This window comes from Fuscibacter oryzae (assembly GCF_016765795.1).
GTDB classification, from domain to species: domain Bacteria; phylum Pseudomonadota; class Alphaproteobacteria; order Rhodobacterales; family Rhodobacteraceae; genus Fuscibacter; species Fuscibacter oryzae.
In genome coordinates this window covers 422,368-439,237 of sequence record NZ_JAESVP010000001.1, presented here as the reverse complement: position 1 = coordinate 439,237, position 16,870 = coordinate 422,368, and the positions used below count along the sequence as shown (strand labels likewise).

The 16,870-nt window shown below is 64.1% G+C and carries 17 protein-coding genes; 12 read left to right on the top strand and 5 right to left on the bottom strand.

Annotated elements, in window-relative coordinates:
- Window positions 1-4: 4 nt before the first annotated feature.
- From JI744_RS02085 to JI744_RS02070, 4 genes are read right to left on the bottom strand one after another with little or no spacing between them, the layout of a single operon-like run.
- Entirely contained in the window at window positions 5-1,042 is a 1,038-nt protein-coding gene (locus tag JI744_RS02085) for an LLM class flavin-dependent oxidoreductase (RefSeq protein WP_202657773.1), read from the bottom strand.
- Complete coding sequence (locus JI744_RS02080; protein ID WP_202657772.1) at window positions 1,039-1,962, bottom strand: flavin reductase family protein; 924 nt, start codon at window positions 1,960-1,962, stop codon at window positions 1,039-1,041. Before JI744_RS02080 ends, JI744_RS02085 begins: the two co-directional genes overlap by 4 nt.
- Window positions 1,959-2,753, bottom strand: a complete 795-nt coding sequence (locus JI744_RS02075) for an alpha/beta fold hydrolase (protein WP_202657771.1) — start codon at window positions 2,751-2,753, stop codon at window positions 1,959-1,961. The genes JI744_RS02080 and JI744_RS02075 overlap by 4 nt, the downstream gene beginning before the upstream one ends.
- Entirely contained in the window at window positions 2,725-3,327 is a 603-nt protein-coding gene (locus tag JI744_RS02070; protein ID WP_202657761.1) for an amino acid synthesis family protein, read from the bottom strand. Before JI744_RS02070 ends, JI744_RS02075 begins: the two co-directional genes overlap by 29 nt.
- A gap of 98 nt (window positions 3,328-3,425) precedes the next feature.
- Between JI744_RS02070 and JI744_RS02065 the strand changes: the two genes are divergently transcribed.
- The 12 genes from JI744_RS02065 (at window position 3,426) to JI744_RS02010 (ending at window position 15,524) form a co-directional block, all read left to right on the top strand.
- Complete coding sequence (locus JI744_RS02065; protein WP_202657759.1) at window positions 3,426-4,109, top strand: GntR family transcriptional regulator; 684 nt, start codon at window positions 3,426-3,428, stop codon at window positions 4,107-4,109.
- Complete coding sequence (locus tag JI744_RS02060) at window positions 4,106-4,402, top strand: DUF1330 domain-containing protein (protein ID WP_202657757.1); 297 nt, start codon at window positions 4,106-4,108, stop codon at window positions 4,400-4,402. Before JI744_RS02065 ends, JI744_RS02060 begins: the two co-directional genes overlap by 4 nt.
- Window positions 4,403-4,496: 94 nt before the next feature.
- Window positions 4,497-5,144: a helix-turn-helix domain-containing protein gene (locus JI744_RS02055; protein ID WP_202657755.1), complete on the top strand. Its 648-nt coding sequence runs from the start codon at window positions 4,497-4,499 to the stop codon at window positions 5,142-5,144.
- Window positions 5,145-5,304: 160 nt separating this feature from the next.
- Window positions 5,305-6,192: a class II glutamine amidotransferase gene (locus JI744_RS02050; RefSeq protein WP_202657753.1), complete on the top strand. Its 888-nt coding sequence runs from the start codon at window positions 5,305-5,307 to the stop codon at window positions 6,190-6,192.
- Window positions 6,193-6,194: 2 nt separating this feature from the next.
- Window positions 6,195-6,878, top strand: coding sequence for a GltB/FmdC/FwdC-like GXGXG domain-containing protein (locus JI744_RS02045; protein WP_202657751.1), 684 nt, complete (start codon window positions 6,195-6,197; stop codon window positions 6,876-6,878).
- A gap of 10 nt (window positions 6,879-6,888) precedes the next feature.
- A complete protein-coding gene (locus tag JI744_RS02040; RefSeq protein ID WP_202657749.1) occupies window positions 6,889-8,214 on the top strand; it encodes an FMN-binding glutamate synthase family protein in 1,326 nt (441 codons plus the stop codon).
- A 66-nt stretch (window positions 8,215-8,280) separates the two neighbouring features.
- Window positions 8,281-9,585 (top strand): type III glutamate--ammonia ligase, encoded by a 1,305-nt coding sequence (gene glnT / locus JI744_RS02035; protein ID WP_202657747.1) that lies wholly within the window; start codon window positions 8,281-8,283, stop codon window positions 9,583-9,585.
- Window positions 9,586-9,597: 12 nt separating this feature from the next.
- Window positions 9,598-10,848 carry a sarcosine oxidase subunit beta family protein gene (locus tag JI744_RS02030; protein ID WP_202657744.1) on the top strand — a complete coding sequence of 417 codons (1,251 nt, stop codon included), beginning with the start codon at window positions 9,598-9,600 and terminating at the stop codon, window positions 10,846-10,848.
- Window positions 10,849-10,858: 10 nt separating this feature from the next.
- Window positions 10,859-11,140, top strand: coding sequence for a sarcosine oxidase subunit delta (locus JI744_RS02025; protein ID WP_202657742.1), 282 nt, complete (start codon window positions 10,859-10,861; stop codon window positions 11,138-11,140).
- Window positions 11,137-14,070, top strand: coding sequence for a sarcosine oxidase subunit alpha family protein (locus tag JI744_RS02020; RefSeq protein ID WP_202657740.1), 2,934 nt, complete (start codon window positions 11,137-11,139; stop codon window positions 14,068-14,070). The genes JI744_RS02025 and JI744_RS02020 overlap by 4 nt, the downstream gene beginning before the upstream one ends.
- Window positions 14,063-14,617: a sarcosine oxidase subunit gamma gene (locus JI744_RS02015; protein WP_202657733.1), complete on the top strand. Its 555-nt coding sequence runs from the start codon at window positions 14,063-14,065 to the stop codon at window positions 14,615-14,617. Before JI744_RS02020 ends, JI744_RS02015 begins: the two co-directional genes overlap by 8 nt.
- 181 nt (window positions 14,618-14,798) lie before the next feature.
- Window positions 14,799-15,524, top strand: coding sequence for a FadR/GntR family transcriptional regulator (locus JI744_RS02010; protein ID WP_328756698.1), 726 nt, complete (start codon window positions 14,799-14,801; stop codon window positions 15,522-15,524).
- On the opposite strand, the gene JI744_RS02005 is transcribed toward JI744_RS02010, so the two are convergent.
- Complete coding sequence (locus JI744_RS02005; protein WP_202657730.1) at window positions 15,472-16,797, bottom strand: ABC transporter substrate-binding protein; 1,326 nt, start codon at window positions 16,795-16,797, stop codon at window positions 15,472-15,474. The genes JI744_RS02010 and JI744_RS02005 overlap by 53 nt on opposite strands.
- Window positions 16,798-16,870: the final 73 nt, after the last annotated feature.

The following is a 16,870-nucleotide window of genomic DNA, read 5'->3' as shown; positions in this document are numbered from 1 at the left end:
GGTGTCAGGCGAAGGCGGGCATTACATCGCGGATCAGCCGTTCAAGCGAGGCTTTCTTGCGCGCAAAGCTCATCCCGGTGTCGATCCAGAAACTGAACTCGTCATAGCCCAGTGCTTCATAGCCCTTGATCCGCTCGATCACTTCGGCCGGTTCGCCGATGATCTGGTTCTTGCGCATGGCGGCAGCGGAATAGAACGGATGGGCGGCGATTTCGGCGTCGGTCAGCTCTTGAATCAACCCTTGCGAAATCGGGCGTTCGTTTTTGAACCAGGCCCCGAAATAGCAGTAGAACTTGTTGATTTCGTCGGCGGCCAGTTGGGCATCCGCCTCGCTGTCGGCAACATAGGCGTGGCGCAGCACCATGATCTTGGGGCGCGGCACATGCGGATGGGCGGCACAGGCGGCGTTGAAACGGTCCATCAGGCTGACCACCTCTTCATCGCCCAGATGAAGCGGCGTCACCTGCACGTTGCACCCTTGCGAGACGGCAAAGTCATGGCTGTTGGGGTCGCGCGCGGCGACCCAGATCGGCGGGCCGGGCTGTTGCAGGGGTTTGGGCGAAGCGGTGGTTTTCGGGAACTGCCAGTATTCACCGTCGTGGGTATAATCGCCGTCCCACAGCGCCTTGACCGCCGGGATCAGTTCGCGCATCCGCCCGCCCGCGCCCCAGGCATCCATGCCGGGCATCAGCCGTTCATATTCGAAAGAATAGGCCCCGCGCGCGATGCCAAGGTCCAGCCGCCCGTCCATGATGATGTCGGCCATCGCCGCCTCGCCCGCCAGGCGGATCGGGTGCCAGAAGGGCGCAATCACCGTGCCGGTGCCCAGACGCACATTCTTGGTTCGCCGTGCCAGATCGACAAGGTTCAGCAAGGGGTTGGGCGCGATGGTAAAGTTCATGCCGTGGTGTTCGCCGGTCCAGATGGCGTGCATTCCGCCTTCGTCGGCAATGCGGCACAGCTCGATCATCTCCTCATAAAGCTGGCGCTGGTCGTCCTCGGCCGAAACGCGCTCCATATGGATGAAGAGTGAGAATTTCATGGGTTTTTCCTTTCCCCGATCCGTTGCACGCGTCCCTGTTCATGTGTCCCGAAGTAAAGGCCGTAATTGCCCATGCGCGCCTCGGCAGCCAGACGTTCCAGCATGGTCAGCATGGCGGGGTCGGTAACATCGGCAACCCCTTCGGGCGAACGATCGACAAAGCTGCCCTTGGCGGGCGTGCCGGGGCTGGCGGGGCAGCGAAAGGCGATGTGCTGCTTGCCTTGGGCCACATCGTCATAAACGGCGTAAATCTCGCCTGCCGTGGCGGGCAGGCCGGTGCCGGCGATCAGTTGGGCAAGAGCCACCTGCACGCCTTCGCGGCCAACGCGGGCCATGGGCAGGGTCAGCCCGCCGCGTCCGTCATCTTGCAGCAGAACCTTGCCTTCGCATTCCAGAATGGCGGTGATCACCACATCCGGCCCGGTGGGCAGTTGCGCTGCCGTCTGCGCCGGGGTGACATAGGCGCCCCGGTAATAGCCAAGGCCGGGTGCGGGGGTTGCCTCGAACGCGCCGATGCGGCCGATCAGGATGGTGTGGTCGCCCGCCGGAACCACCTGTTCCAGCGTGCAGTCAAACCAGGCAGAGACCCCTGCGATCAGCGGCGAGCCGACCGGACCTTGGCGCCAATAGACGCTGGCAAAGCGGTCATCGGACGGGCGCGCGAAGGTTGACGAGACATCCTTTTGTCCTTCGGCCAGAATGTTCACGGCAAGACCCTTGCCAGCAGCAAAGGCCGTCAGGTTGGAAGAACTGTTGGCGATCGACACCAGCAACAGCGGCGGATCCAGCGAGACCGACGAGAAGGAATTGGCAGTAAAGCCCACCGGTTTGCCTTCGGCCGTCGTGGTGGTGACAACCGTGACGCCGGTCATGAAGCAGCCGAAGGCATCACGCAGCGCGCGGGGATCGACAGGTGTCATTCCTGAAACTCCTTGGTTGAAAGCCAGTTTCTCAGCGCATCCGAAACCGTTCCGGGGGCGGTCAGGTTAACCATATGGCGGTGGCCCGGAATTACCACGGCGCGGCCCAATCGAGCCTGCGCGGCCATGCTGTGAGACATCAGCCCCGTGGAATTGGCATCGCCATCGGCGGTCAGCGCCAGAAGCGGGCAGCGGATTTCGCCAAGGCGGTCGGCATAAACGCCATCACCCTCGGCAAAGGCACGGTAGGCAGCGGCATAGCCAGCGGTGCTGACCTGACCTAGCCAGCCTGCGACCTGCTGGCGCTGTGCGGCCTGATCTTCGGTGAACCAGCGCGCAAGAGGGGCATCGATGCTGCCATGCCCCGTGGAAATCTGATCCGCGCGGGCCAGAACGGCGGCACGGGCCGCCTGATCCCGGCGGTGAACGCCATTCAGCAGGGCAACCCGGCGAACCAGATCAGGGTGTTCGACAGCAAGGCCCGCCGCGATCAGCGATCCCATCGAATGGCCCGCAACATTGACAGGCCCGAGGCCAAGCGCCGCAATGACACGCGCGGCCCAGGCAACGTAATCGGGCAGGCGCGCGCCCTCTGGCAGTGGCGTGCTGTCGCCATGGCCCGGCATATCGACCGCGATCACCCGTGCCGAAGTCGCCAGCGCGTCGATCTGCGGCCCCCAGGCTTCGGCCCGCAGGCCGACACCATGGATCAGCAGCAACGGCTCGCCCGCGCCCGCCACCAGCAAGCGGGCGGTCGCGCCGTCAGACAGCCGCAGGGTTTGCGACATCATGGCCCAGATCCTTCAGATCCTGATAACGGTCGCCGATGCGGTGATGCGGACGCCCCCCGGTCGAGGCCCCAAGCGCCACGATGATCTCATCCGCCGCAGGAGCATCGGGAATGGCGAAATGAATGGTCTGGTAATGCGAACGGCGACCTTCGTCATTCTTGTCCATCAGCGGAATCATTACTGGCGTGTTGGCCGCACCGCGCACATTGGTGAAGGCCAGATAGGTCTTGGCCCCCAGCGCCTGCCGGTAATGGTTGCCAAAGCGCAGGGTGTGGATCAGGGCGTTGGCGTGCTCCAGCTCTCCGTCAAGGCCCACTACGGCGGCCTTGCCATAGCCTTCCACATTGTCGGCCCCGCCCGCCGCCTCAAGGATCATCGCGGTCAGCAGCGCGCCCAGTTCGGGGGCGACGGCGTGAATTTCTGGCTTCAGATCCTCGACAAAGCCGCGTCCGGCCCAAGGGTTTTTCAGCACAGCCGCCGCCGAGATCAGCCGTAGCGGTTTTGGCGCGGCACGGCCCCCTTCGATCAGTGTGGTTTCGATGTTGAGGTAGGTCTTGCGAATCTGTGCTGGCATGGCGGCCTCCGGGGTGGGATTTTTGGTATGTTGGTATACCATAATACCGAATGTCAACTTTTTGTTGCGAGGTCGGGCGCGGATCGTTAAAACGGGGCATGGATAACACGCATGACACCGACCTGCGGATAGAGCATTCACCGACCACGCTGCGCGAGCTGGCGGTAGAGCGGTTGCGCAACGCCATCATCTCTGCCCGGTTCAACGGCGGTGATCGTCTGGTTGAACGCACTTTGTGCGACCAGTTGGGCGTTTCGCGCTCTGTCGTGCGCGAGGCGATCCGGGTGCTGGAGGCCGAGGGGCTGGTTGAAACCATGCCGCGCAGCGGGCCGGTGGTGGCCACGCTGGATTGGCCGCGCGCGCGCCAGATCTATGACATTCGTCGCCTGTTGGAGGCAGATGCCGCCGCCGCCTGCGCGCGCAAGGCCGATGCCAAGGTGCACGCCCGCCTGCAAGCCGCGCTGGCCGTGTTGGAGGTGGCGGTCAGCGAAGGGGTGGCCAGCCGGGCGCGCGACACGACGACCGCCTTTTACGAGGTGATCTTTACCGCCGCCGAAAATGACATTGCCTGGGAGATCGTCAAGCGGCTGAACGGGCGCATCTCGCGCCTGCGGGCGTTGACGCTGGCCAGCACCAACCGCCGCATTTCTGGCCCCGCCCACATGGCGCGCATCTGTGCCGCGATCTGCCGCAGCGATCCGGCAGGGGCGGCGCAGGCGGTGCGCGACCATTTGGATGATGCCGCCGAAATCGCCCACACCCTGCTGATCGAGGCCCCATGACCGCCTATTGGATTGCCCATGTTACCGTGACCGACCCCGCCGCCTATGCCGAGTATCAACGGCTGGCCCCGGTGGCCTTTGCCGCGCATGGCGGACGGTTTCTGGCGCGGGGCGGGGCAAGCGAGGTGATGGAGGGGCCTGTGCTGGACCGCCATGTGGTGATCGAATTCCCGTCGTTGGCAGCGGCAAAGGCCTGCTACGCCTCGGGCGAATATCAGGCGGCGCTGGCGCGGCGCGAGGCGGCCAGCATCGCCCATGTGGTAATCGTCGAAGGGCTTGCGCCCCCGGTTTGAACCTGCGCCTGCCGGCCAGCCGCCTTGACCCTGCCGGACAAGTCTTTCACCATTGCCCGACCGCATAGGGGCGGTGCAGGACAAGAGACAGGCAATGACCGACCAAGTGGCCGCCAGCGACGCGCGCCTGACCCAGAACCCCCATGCCCTGCGCGATGGCCGCGAGAAGAACCTGGAGGTTGCGATTGGCCGTCAGGTGCGCGAATTGCGCAAACGCCAGCGGATGACCGGATCGGACCTTGCGGCGCAGACCGGGCTGTCGGTGGGGATGCTGTCCAAGATCGAGAACGGGGTGATCTCGCCTTCATTGACCACGTTGCAGGTTCTGGCAAATGCGCTGCGCGTGCCGCTTGTGCAGTTGTTTTCCGGCTATGAGGAGGTGCGCGGCGCGATGCACGTCAAGGCCGGGCAGGGGGTAGAGATTGAACGCGCGGGCACCCGCGCGGGGCATCAATATCACCTTTTGGGCCATATCGGGTCGAACAATTCAGGCGTGGTGGTCGAACCCTATCTGATCGTGCTCTCAACCGAGAGTGACCGTTTTCCGACCTTTCAGCACGAAGGGATCGAGATGCTGTATATGCTGGAGGGTGTGGTCGATTACCGCCACGGCGACCAGATTTACCGGCTGGAGCCGGGCGACAGTCTGCTGTTCGACTCAGACGCGCCGCATGGGCCGGAGACTTTGGTCGATCTGCCTGCGCGCTATCTGTCGATCATCACCTACCCGCAAGCAAAGTAGCCCGCGACCCCTGCCACTCCCGAAAAAGCGCCCAAATTTCGGGCGCTTTTTTCTTGTCTGGCAAACTTGCTTCTTTTCGTGAAAAATATCTTGCACGGCAAATTAGTTTCCTAATAGTCAATCCATGACGGCAGATCGCCGGTAAAGAACGGAGGCACTCATGTGTGGCATCGTTGGACTGTTTTTGAAGAACGAGGCGCTGCGGCCAGAGTTGGGCAGCATGTTGACCGACATGCTGATCACCATGACCGACCGCGGCCCTGACAGCGCGGGCATCGCGATTTATGGCGACGCGCAGGATGGTCTGAAAATGACGATCCAGTCGGATACACCCAAGGTGGCCTTTGCGGGCCTGGAGGTGGCGCTGGCCGAGGTGCTGGGCGCGCCGGTCACGGTCAAGGTGCTGGATACCCATGCCGTTCTGTCGCTGCCCGACGGCACCGAGGCGGCGGCGCGGGCGTTCCTGACGGCGCGGGGGCTGCGCATCATGGGCACCGGCCATTCGATGGAGATTTTCAAAGAGGTCGGCCTGCCCAAGGATGTTGCCGCCCGCTTTGGCATCCGCGATATGGGCGGCAGCCACGGCATCGGCCACACCCGGATGGCCACCGAAAGTGCCGTGACCACGCTTGGCGCGCACCCGTTTTCAACCGGCGATGACCAGTGCCTTGTGCACAACGGCAGCCTGTCAAACCACAACCAGATGCGCCGCGTTCTGTCGGCCAAGGGCTTTGTGCCGCAGACCCAGAACGATACCGAGGTGGCGGCCTGCTATATCTCGTCGCGTCTCGCCGAAGGGGCCAATCTGGGGCAGGCGCTGGACGGCACGTTGCAGGATCTTGACGGGTTCTTCACCTTTGTCGTCGGCACCAAGAACGGCTTTGGTGTGGTGCGCGATCCGGTCGCCTGCAAACCTGCTGTGATGGCCGAGACGGCGGATTATGTGGCCTTCGGGTCCGAATACCGCGCCTTCGCCAAGCTGCCCGGCATTGACGACGCCCGCATCTGGGAACCCGAACCCGCCACCGTGTATTTCTGGGAGCGTTGAGAATGCAGACCATCGACATGGCCACCACCCCCCTGCGCGAGTTGAACGCGATGTTACAGGCGCAGGCGGCCAAGACCAACCAGACCGCCTGGGCGATTGAAAACCCTCGTGGCGCCCACGCCGTTGCCGTGGGTCTGGATGCCCCCATCGAAGTGACGGTGAAGGGATCGACCGGCTATTACTGCGCGGGCATGAACAAGCAGGCGACGGTGCATGTGACCGGATCGGCCGGGCCGGGTGTGGCCGAAAACATGATGTCGGGCACCGTGATCATCGAAGGTGATGCCAGCCAATATGCCGGGGCCACCGGCCATGGCGGGCTGTTGGTGATCAAGGGCAATGCCTCTTCCCGCTGCGGTATTTCGATGAAGGGCATCAACATCGTCGTTTACGGCAACGTCGGCCACATGTCGGCCTTCATGGCGCAATCGGGCAATCTGGTGGTCTTGGGCGATGCGGGCGATGCCTTGGGCGACAGTCTGTACGAAGCGGGCCTGTTCGTGCGCGGCAGCGTGAAATCGCTGGGGTCCGACTGCATCGAAAAAGAGATGCGGCCTGAACATATCGCCATTCTGACCGACCTTCTGGCCCGGTCTGGTGCCGATGCCAAGCCGGAGGAGTTCAAGCGCTACGGCTCTGCCCGCAAGCTTTATAATTTCCACGTTGATCACGCTGGCGCGTACTGAGGACCGTAGAATGGACAAGACCCCGCAAACCAAGCCGCGCGACAGCTGGACCTTCAGCCCCGAAATCAATTCAGAAATCCGCCGTGCCGCTGCGACCGGCATTTATGACATCCGCGGGGGTGGCGCCAAGCGCCGCGTGCCGCATTTCGATGACCTGCTGTTTCTGGGCGCCTCGATCAGTCGCTATCCTTTGGAGGGCTACCGCGAGAAATGCGATACGACGGTGGTTCTGGGCACCCGGTTTGCCAAAAAGCCGATTGAGCTGAAAACCCCGGTGACCATTGCCGGGATGAGCTTTGGCGCGCTGTCCGGCCCGGCGAAAGAGGCTTTGGGCCGGGGGGCCACGATGGCCGGCACCTCGACCACCACCGGCGACGGCGGGATGACGGATGAAGAACGCGGGCATTCCGAAAAGCTGGTCTATCAATATCTGCCCAGCCGGTACGGCATGAACCCCGACGATTTGCGCCGCGCCGATGCGATTGAGATTGTGGTGGGGCAGGGGGCCAAACCCGGCGGCGGCGGGATGCTCTTGGGCCAAAAGATCACCCAGCGCGTCGCCAACATGCGCAACCTGCCGGTGGGGATTGACCAGCGGTCGGCCTGCCGTCACCCCGACTGGACCGGGCCGGATGATCTGGAGATCAAGATCCTTGAAATCCGCGAGATCACGGGTTGGGAAAAGCCGATCTATGTGAAAATCGGCGGCGCGCGGCCTTATTATGACACAGCACTTGCGGTGAAGGCCGGGGCCGATGTGGTGGTGCTTGACGGCATGCAGGGCGGTACCGCTGCCACGCAGGATGTGTTCATCGAACACGTCGGCCAGCCGACGCTGGCCTGCATTCGCCCAGCGGTAAAGGCGCTGCAAGATCTGGGTATGCACCGCAAGGTGCAACTGATCGTGTCGGGCGGCATCCGCACCGGGGCCGATGTGGCCAAGGCGCTGGCTTTGGGGGCCGATGCGGTCGCCATCGGCACCGCCGCGCTGATTGCGCTGGGCGAGAATGACCCGAAGTGGAGCGCGGAATACGCGGCCCTTGGCACCACCGCCGATGCCTATGACGATTGGCACGAAGGCAAAGACCCCGCCGGGATCACCACGCAGGATGCCGAGTTGATGAAGCGCCTTGACCCGGTAGAGGCGGCGCGGCGGCTGCGCAACTACCTCGCCGTGCTGACGCTGGAATGCCAGACCATCGCGCGCGCCTGCGGCAAAAGCCATGTCCACAATCTGGAACCCGAAGACCTGTGCGCCCTGACCATCGAGGCGGCGGCCATGGCGGGCGTTCCCCTTGCGGGCACCGACTGGATTCCCGGAAAATCGGGCCTTTGAACCAATTTTGACGGGCGGGGCAACGCATTCCGCCCGCACCCCCCATCCTTCAACAGGGACACCAGAATGACCGATCTTGCCGCCTTTGCCCGCGAGAAGGGCATAAAATACTTCATGATTTCCTACACCGACCTGTTCGGCGCGCAGCGTGCCAAGCTGGTTCCGTCGCAGGCGATTGCCGATATGCAGGTGGATGGCGCAGGCTTTGCCGGGTTCGCCACCTGGCTGGACCTGACGCCCGCGCACCCTGACATGCTGGCGGTGCCCGATGCCCCTTCGGTCATTCAACTGCCGTGGAAAAAGGATGTGGCTTGGGTCGCGTCGAATTGCGTGATGGCGGGCGGCCCCGATCTGGCGCAGGCCCCGCGCAACACGCTTGCAAGGATGATCGCCGAAGCCGCCGACATGGGGCTGGAGGTGAAAACCGGGGTGGAGCCGGAATTCTTCCTGCTGACACCCGATGGCATGGCCATTTCAGACGGGGCGGATACCGCCGTGAAGCCCTGCTATGACCAGCAGGCGGTGATGCGCCGCTATGATGTAATCGCCGAGATCTGCGACCACATGCTGGAGCTGGGCTGGGAGCCCTATCAGAACGACCACGAAGACGCGAACGGCCAGTTCGAAATGAACTGGAAATACGATGGTGCGATGGCCACCGCCGACAAGCATTCGTTCTTCAAGTTCATGGTGCGTTCGGTCGCCGAAAAGCATGGGCTGCGGGCGACCTTCATGCCCAAGCCCTTCATGGGGCTGACGGGGAACGGTTGCCACGCGCATATTTCGGTCTGGACCAAGGATGGCAAAAACGCCTTTTCCGACCCCAGCAAGGAACTGAGCCTGTCGGATCAGGGCCGCCATTTCCTGGGCGGGATCATGAAGCACGCCTCGGCGCTGGCGGTGATCACCAACCCCACGGTCAACAGCTATAAACGCATCAACGCGCCGCGCACGATTTCGGGCGCGACCTGGGCGCCGAACACGGTCACATGGACTGGCAACAACCGCACCCATATGGTGCGCGTGCCGGGGCCGGGGCGGTTTGAGCTGCGCCTGCCCGATGGCGCGGTGAACCCCTATCTGTTGCAGGCCGTCATCATCGCGGCGGGCCTGTCGGGCCTGAAATCCAAGGCAGACCCCGGCAAGCGCTGGGACATTGATATGTATGCCGAAGGCCATACCGTCACCGGCGCGCCCAAGCTGCCGCTGAACCTGCTGGACGCCATTCGCGCCTATGACGCGGATGAGGGGCTGAAGGCCGCGATGGGCACCGAGTTTTCCGCTGCCTATCTGAAGCTGAAGACCCAGGAATGGAACGCCTACACCGCCCACCTGACCCAGTGGGAGCGTGACACCACGCTTGACATCTGACGGACAAACCCCATGCGCTTTTCCGGTTTCCGCGTCATTGCCGAGGCATTGACAGGCCACAAGGGGTGGAAGCCCCTGTGGCGCAATCCCGACCCGCAGCCCGCCTATGATTATGTCATTGTCGGCGGCGGCGGGCACGGGCTGGCCACGGCCTACTACCTTGCCAAGACCTTTCGCAAGGCGCGGATCGCGGTGTTGGAAAAGGGCTGGCTGGGGTCTGGCAACATTGGCCGGAATACCACGATCATCCGGTCGAACTATCTGCTGCCGGGCAACGAACCCTTCTACGAATTCTCGATGAAGCTGTGGGAGGGGCTGGAGCAAGAGTTCAACTTCAACGCGATGGTCAGCCAGCGCGGGATTTTGAACTTGATCCATACGGATGGCCAGCGCGATGCCTATCGGCGGCGCGGCAATGCCATGCTGCTGGCCGGGGCGGATGCGGAGCTTTTGAACCGCGATCAGGTGCGCGAGATGGCGCCCTTCCTGAACTTTGACAATGCGCGCTTTCCGATCAAGGGCGGGTTGGTGCAGCGGCGGGCGGGCACCGCGCGGCATGACGGCGTGGCCTGGGGCTATGCCCGTGGGGCCGATCTGCATGGGGTCGATCTGATCCAGAACTGCGAAGTCACCGGGTTCCGCATTGAAAACGGCCGGGTTCTGGGTGTCGAAACCTCTCGCGGCTATATCGGTGCGGGCAAGGTGGGCGTGGCGGTTGCGGGCAATTCCAGCCGGGTGATGGCGATGGCCGGGATGCGGCTGCCCATCGAAAACCACGTCTTGCAGGCCTTTGTGTCGGAAGGGCTGAAACCGCTGATCCCCGGCGTGATCACCTTTGGCGCGGGGCATTTCTATGTCAGCCAGTCCGACAAGGGCGGCCTCGTGTTCGGGGGCGACATCGACGGTTACAACTCTTACGCCCAACGCGGCAACCTGCCCGTGATCGAGGATGTGGCCGAGGGCGGCATGGCCCTGATGCCGATGATCGGGCGGGCGCGGCTGCTTCGCGCCTGGGGCGGCATCATGGACATGTCGATGGACGGCACGCCGATCATCGACAAGACGCCGGTGGGTGGCCTCTATCTGAACGCGGGCTGGTGCTATGGCGGGTTCAAGGCGACGCCAGCCAGCGGCTATGCCTTTGCCCACCTGCTTGCCACCGGCCAGACCCACGACACCACGCGTTTCATGCGGCTGGACCGATTTGAGCGCGGCTATGTCATTGATGAAAAGGGCATGGGTGCCCAACCCAACCTGCACTGAAGGCGCCAATATGCTGATCCCCCATCCCCTGCTTGGCCCGCGCGATGCGCAGGAGTTCACCTATCTGGGCGACGCCAGCCTGCTGAACCGCCCCGACGGCATGGCCGAGGGCGCGCTGGCGGCGTTTTGCGACTACGTCTACCTGCGCGACAACCCGGCGGGCGTTCACCGCGAACTGTGGTTTCACGAACAGGGCGACCGAAGCTGGCTGGTCGTGACCCGCAACACCGTGACGCATGAGATATTGGGTGCGGAGCTTGCGCGTGATGTGGCACTTCGGAGGCAGAAATGACCCGGCTTTCCGGCGGTCTGATCGACCGCAGCAAGACCCTGCGCTTTACGTTCAACGGCAAGGGTTACACTGGTCATCCCGGCGATACGCTGGCCTCTGCCCTTTTGGCAAACGGCGTGCGTTTGGTGGGCCGCAGTTTCAAATACCACCGCCCGCGCGGGATTTTCGCGGCAGGGTCAGAAGAGCCGAATGCGCTGGTTACGCTGCGCAGCGGCGCGCGGGCAGAACCGAACACGCGGGCCACGGTGGCCGAACTGTTCGACGGGTTGCAGGCAACCAGCCAGAACCATGTTGGCCCGCTGAACTTTGACCTGCTGGCGGTGAATGACCTGTTGTCGCCGTTCTTCGCGGCGGGTTTTTATTACAAGACCTTCATGTGGCCCAAGGTCTTCTGGGAAAAGCTGTATGAGCCGATGATCCGCCGTGCGGCGGGTTTGGGCGCCATGTCGATGCAGGCCGACCCGGATGCCTATGACAAAGGGTTCCTGCATTGCGACCTGCTGGTGATTGGCGCGGGGGCTGCTGGCCTTGCGGCTGCGCTGACGGCAGCACGGTCCGGGGCGCGGGTGATTCTGGCCGATGAGGATTTCCGCCTTGGTGGCCGCCTGCTGGCCGAGGGGGAAACCCTTGGCGATGCCATAGCGCCCGATTGGGTAGCGGGGGTAGAGGCGGAACTGGCCAGCCTGCCCAACCTGCGCATTCTGCGCCGCACCACGGTGTTCGGCGCTTTCGATCACGGCATCTATGGCGCGGTGGAGCGGGTGGGCGACCATCTGCCCACCCCGCAGACCGTGCGGCAAACCCTGTGGCGCATCACTGCCAAACGCACGCTTCTGGCGGCGGGCACGACGGAGCGGCACATCCCATTCGCCAACAATGACCGCCCCGGCATCATGCTGGCCGGGGCCTTGCGCGCCTATGTCCACCGCTGGGCGGCAAGCCCCGCGGACAAGGTGGCGATCTTTACCAGCAATGATGATGGCCACCGCACCGCCGCCGATCTGGTGGCCAAGGGCATGCAGGTTACTGCCGTCATCGACCCGCGCCGCGATGCCAAGGCGCTGGGCCAATACCCGCTGTATGCCGGGGCCGTGGTGAGCGATACCCGGGGCCGCCTTGGGCTGAGCCATGTGCAGATCACGCGCGATGGCGCGCCGGTCTGGGTTGAGGCGGGCGCTTTGGGCGTTGCGGGCGGGTGGAACCCGAACCTGCATCTCGCCTCGCACCATCGCGGTCGCCCGGTTTGGTCCGACGCGCATCTGGCGTTTCTGCCCGCAGCCGCCGGTGGCCCGCCCGGCCTGAGCGTGGCCGGGGCTGCGGCGGGGCAGGGCACGACCCAAGCCGCGCTGACCCATGGCGCGCAGGCGGCACAGGCGGCGCTGGCCGATCTGGGCATTGCGGCAAGCCTGCCTGACCTGCCGGCGGCCAGCGACGCCAAGGGCAACCAGCATCCCCTGTGGCACGTTCCCGGCAAGCACCGCGCCTGGGTGGATTTTCAGAATGATGTAACCGTGAAAGACATCAAGCTGGCCCATCAGGAAAACATGCGCCCGGTTGAACACCTCAAGCGCTGGACTACGCTGGGCATGGCGACCGATCAGGGCAAGACCGCCAATGTAACCGCGCTGGCGGTGATGGCGGAGCTGACGGGCCAGTCGATCCCCCAGACTGGCGCCACGATTTTCCGCCCGCCCTATACGCCGGTTTCGCTGGCCGTTCTGGGTGGCGGCGATACGGGGCCGAATTTCCGCCCCCGCCGCCTGACGCCCACCCACCCTTGGGCCGCCGCCCAAGGCGCGGTGTTTGTCGAGGTGGGCCAATGGATGCGGGCGCAATACTTCCCCCGGCCGGGTGAGGCGACATGGCGCGAAACCGTGGACCGGGAAGTTCTGGCCACCCGTGCGGGCGTCGGCATCTGCGACGTGACCACCTTGGGCAAGGTGGATGTGCAGGGCCGCGATGCCGGGTCCTTCCTTGACCGGCTTTACGCCAACCCGATGGCCAGCCTGAAGGTCGGCATGGTGCGCTATGGCCTGATGCTGCGCGAGGATGGCCATGCCTATGACGATGGCACCTGCGCGCGTCTGGCCGAGGATCACTACGTCGTCACCACCACGACGGCGCAGGCCGGGCCGGTTTATCGCCAGATGGAATTCGCCCGCCAATGCCTGTGGCCCGATCTGGATGTGCAACTGATTTCCACCACCGATGCCTGGGCGCAACTGTCCGTCGCCGGGCCGAATGCGCGCAAGCTGCTGGAGCGGGTGGTGGACGGGTTTGATCTGTCGAACGAGGCTTTCCCCTTCATGGCCTGCGCGCCGCTGACGGTCTGTGGTGGGCTGCGGGCGCGGCTGTTCCGCATCTCGTTCTCGGGCGAGCTGGCCTATGAACTTGCGGTGCCCGCACGATACGGCAATGCGCTGATGGCGCGGCTGGTTCAGGTGGGGGCCGATCTGGGTGCCACACCCTACGGCACCGAGGCGCTGGGCGTCATGCGGATCGAAAAGGGCCATGCGGCGGGGAATGAGCTGAACGGCCAGACCACGGCGCAGATGCTAGGCATGGGCAAGATGGTTTCGGCCAAAAAGGATGCCATCGGCACGGTGATGACCCGCCGCGAAGGGATGCTGGCCGAAAGCCGCATTCTGGTGGGCCTGCAACCGGTTGATCCGGCCGATCCTGTCACCGCAGGCGCGCATCTGTTCGCCGAAGGCGCGGCGCAGGATACCTGGAGCGATCAGGGCTGGATCACCTCTGCCTGTTTCTCGCCCCATGTCGGTTCCGCTATCGGCCTTGGGTTCCTGACCGATGGTGTGGCGCGACTGGGCGAGGTGATCGTGGCCGCCAACCCGCTGGAGGGGAAATCCACCCGCCTGCGCGTGGTTTCCCCGCATTTTGTTGACCCGGATGGAGGGCGCCTGCGTGACTGACCTTTCCCCGATTTCTGCGCTGGGCCATGCCGTGCCGCAGGCCGTTCGCATCGGTACCCTGACCATCACCGAAAACGCCGGACTGGCACTGGCCTCGCTGGCGCTGCGGCAGGGCGGGGGCGCGCCGCAGCCCTTTGGCCTGCCGCTGCCCGGCCCCGGCGGCTGGGCCAATGCCGGGGCGACCAGCGCTTTCTGGACTGGGCCCGGCGCGTGGATGATCGAGGCCGATGGCCGCGCCGAGGACGATTTCGCCAGCGCGCTGAAGGCCGAAGCGCCGGGCTGTTCGGTGGCTGAACAGACCGACGGCTGGGCGGTGTTCGAGATTGCCGCCAGTGTAGCGACGCTTGAGGCGCTGTTGGAAAAGCTGGTGAATATTGATGCCTCCCGCTTTGTGCCCGGCAGCGCCCTACGGACCGGGCTGGAGCATATGTCGGTCTTCCTGATCCGCCGCACCGAGGGGCAACTGGCGCTGTGGGCGATGCGGTCGGCGGCAGGGTCGGCTTTTCATGCCATTGAAGCGGCGGCGCGCCGGTTGGATGTTGCCTGATCGCGGCCTGAACAATTCCAGGCACGGGCCGGGGCGGATCGGCCAAACGGAGTGTGCGGCGTTTGCTGCAACCGGTTGGGGAGAAGCCATATCCGTCTGGGGGCGTTTCCCGGCTGGCTTTTCCGTTGGGCCAGCGGCTATTCTGCACTGGCCCGCCATGGGCTGACGTCAGGATTTCAAAGTGTCGGTTTCCCCCGTTCGCAACTCCCCGCCCGCCCCCGCCGAAACTGTTGTCGGTGCTACGGTGCAATATGTCATCGACACGCTGACCATGCGGATCGTTTCGCAGGAATATGGTGCGGATGAGAGGCTGCCTTCGGAACGGCAGTTGGCGCAAGATCTGGGCGTAGCGCGCAACACGGTGCGCGAGGCATTGGACCAGTTGGAGCTGCGCGGCATGATCCGCCGTCGCGCGGGCTCTGGATCGTTCGTCACCTATGATGCGAACGGGGCCAGTGAGTCCGTCGCGCCGGTTGCCGCCGAAACCGGGCCTTTGCAGTTGCAAGTTGTGCGCGGGATATTGGAACCCGAGATGGTGCGCCTTGCCATCGTCTCGATGCCGCCGCGCCAGATCGAGGCGCTGGGCCAGACCCTTTCGCAGATGGAGGCGGTGCAGACCGATGCCGGGGCCTTTGTGCGGTTGGAAGAGGAATTTCACCGCCAGATCGCGGCGGGCACCGGCAACCCCCTGCTGATCGCCTGCTACAATCTGGTGATCGACGCGCGGCGGCAAAGTTTTCGCGCCGCGATGTACCGCCGCCATCTGACGCCCAATCGCATTGCCGCCTATCAGCGCGGCTATAACGCCCTGTTCAACGCCATTGCCGCGCGCGATATCGAAGAAGCGACCGAATTCATGAAGTTGAGCCTGATCGAAGACCAGAAGCTTTTGATGCAAGAGGATTAGGCCGCATCTTGCGCCTACGGGCCAGCCGCTGATGCCACGTCTGGCCCAGATCCTGAAGGTGATGCAGCAACCGCGCCTCATTTCGCCCCAGCCAGTCCAGCACCGAGCCAAACTCCTGAATCCGCGCCTTGCCGCTCCGGATCGACACCACCGGCCAATCACCGACCAGCGCATTATCGATACCGAACACCTGTTCACCCCACCACCGCGCGGTGCCAAAGGCGTGCGGCATTTCCTGCGCCCGCTTCATCGCGGCCAGCACCGAAACCGGCTCTGTCGTGTCGGCGATTTCCACCGCGCTGTGCCACAGATCAAGGATCGAGGCATATTCCCAGCTTACCGCCGTCCATTCGCCGGGAAAGCGGGTGTTATAGGCATCAAAGAACGCCTTGGGGCGACGGAAGAAAAATGCGGTATCGGCCAGCGCAGGGTCGTCGAAATCAGGGAACTGAAAGGTATAGCGTTCCATGAATTCGGCAGAGGTTCGGGCGATCATCTGGGGGTAATCGTCGGCGGTGCAGGCCAGAATCTCGCCCCGGAACCCCTGTTGAAAGGCCGCCTCGGTCAGCGCGGCCATCATCGGCGGAGCCGAGGAGCACCAACACAGTACATCGGGGTTTTCGGCCAACATGGCGCGGACGATCCCGGGGGCATCGGTGGTGTCGGGGGCATAGCGCACCTCTTTCACCATCGCACGGCCCGCCGCCTCGAACGCAGCGCGATAGACGGCCAGCGAGGGCAGGCCAAGGCTGTCGCTCTGGCTGCACAGGGCGACGCGTTGCGCTGTGGGGCGTTCGCGGGCCAGCCATTCGACGCCGGTGACGTTGAACAGCGGATGCACCTCTGCCGGCGCGATCAGATAGGGCGTGTCTGGCGACAGGTCAGACGGCAGCAGCGTGGCCACCAGAACGCGCCGCGCCATCAGATAGGGCAGGGCGGGGGCAAAACTGTCACCGCCAAGCGTCAGGATCAGCCGAACGCGGTGGCGCTCCACCATCTCGCGCGCGGCCTCCAGCGTGGCGGCGGGGCCAGCGGCGCTGTCATGGGCGACAATTTCAATCCGGGCGCGCTTGCCCGCCACCATCAGCCCGCCGCGGTCATTGATCCAGTCGGTCCATATCCGGCAGCCATCCAGCCCCGGCTGGCCCCAGTCTTTCTCTGGCCCAGACAGCGGGGTGAGGAACCCGATCCGCAGCGGTGCCCGATTCCGCGCGCCCAGACGGGGTAGGGAACCAGTGACAGCAAGGCGCTGGGCGAAGGAAGGGCTGCTCATAAAATAACCTATACCGGCTTTCTGCCCCGGATGAACGCGGGAATCTACGAAAGTTGCATTCCACAGAAGAAAA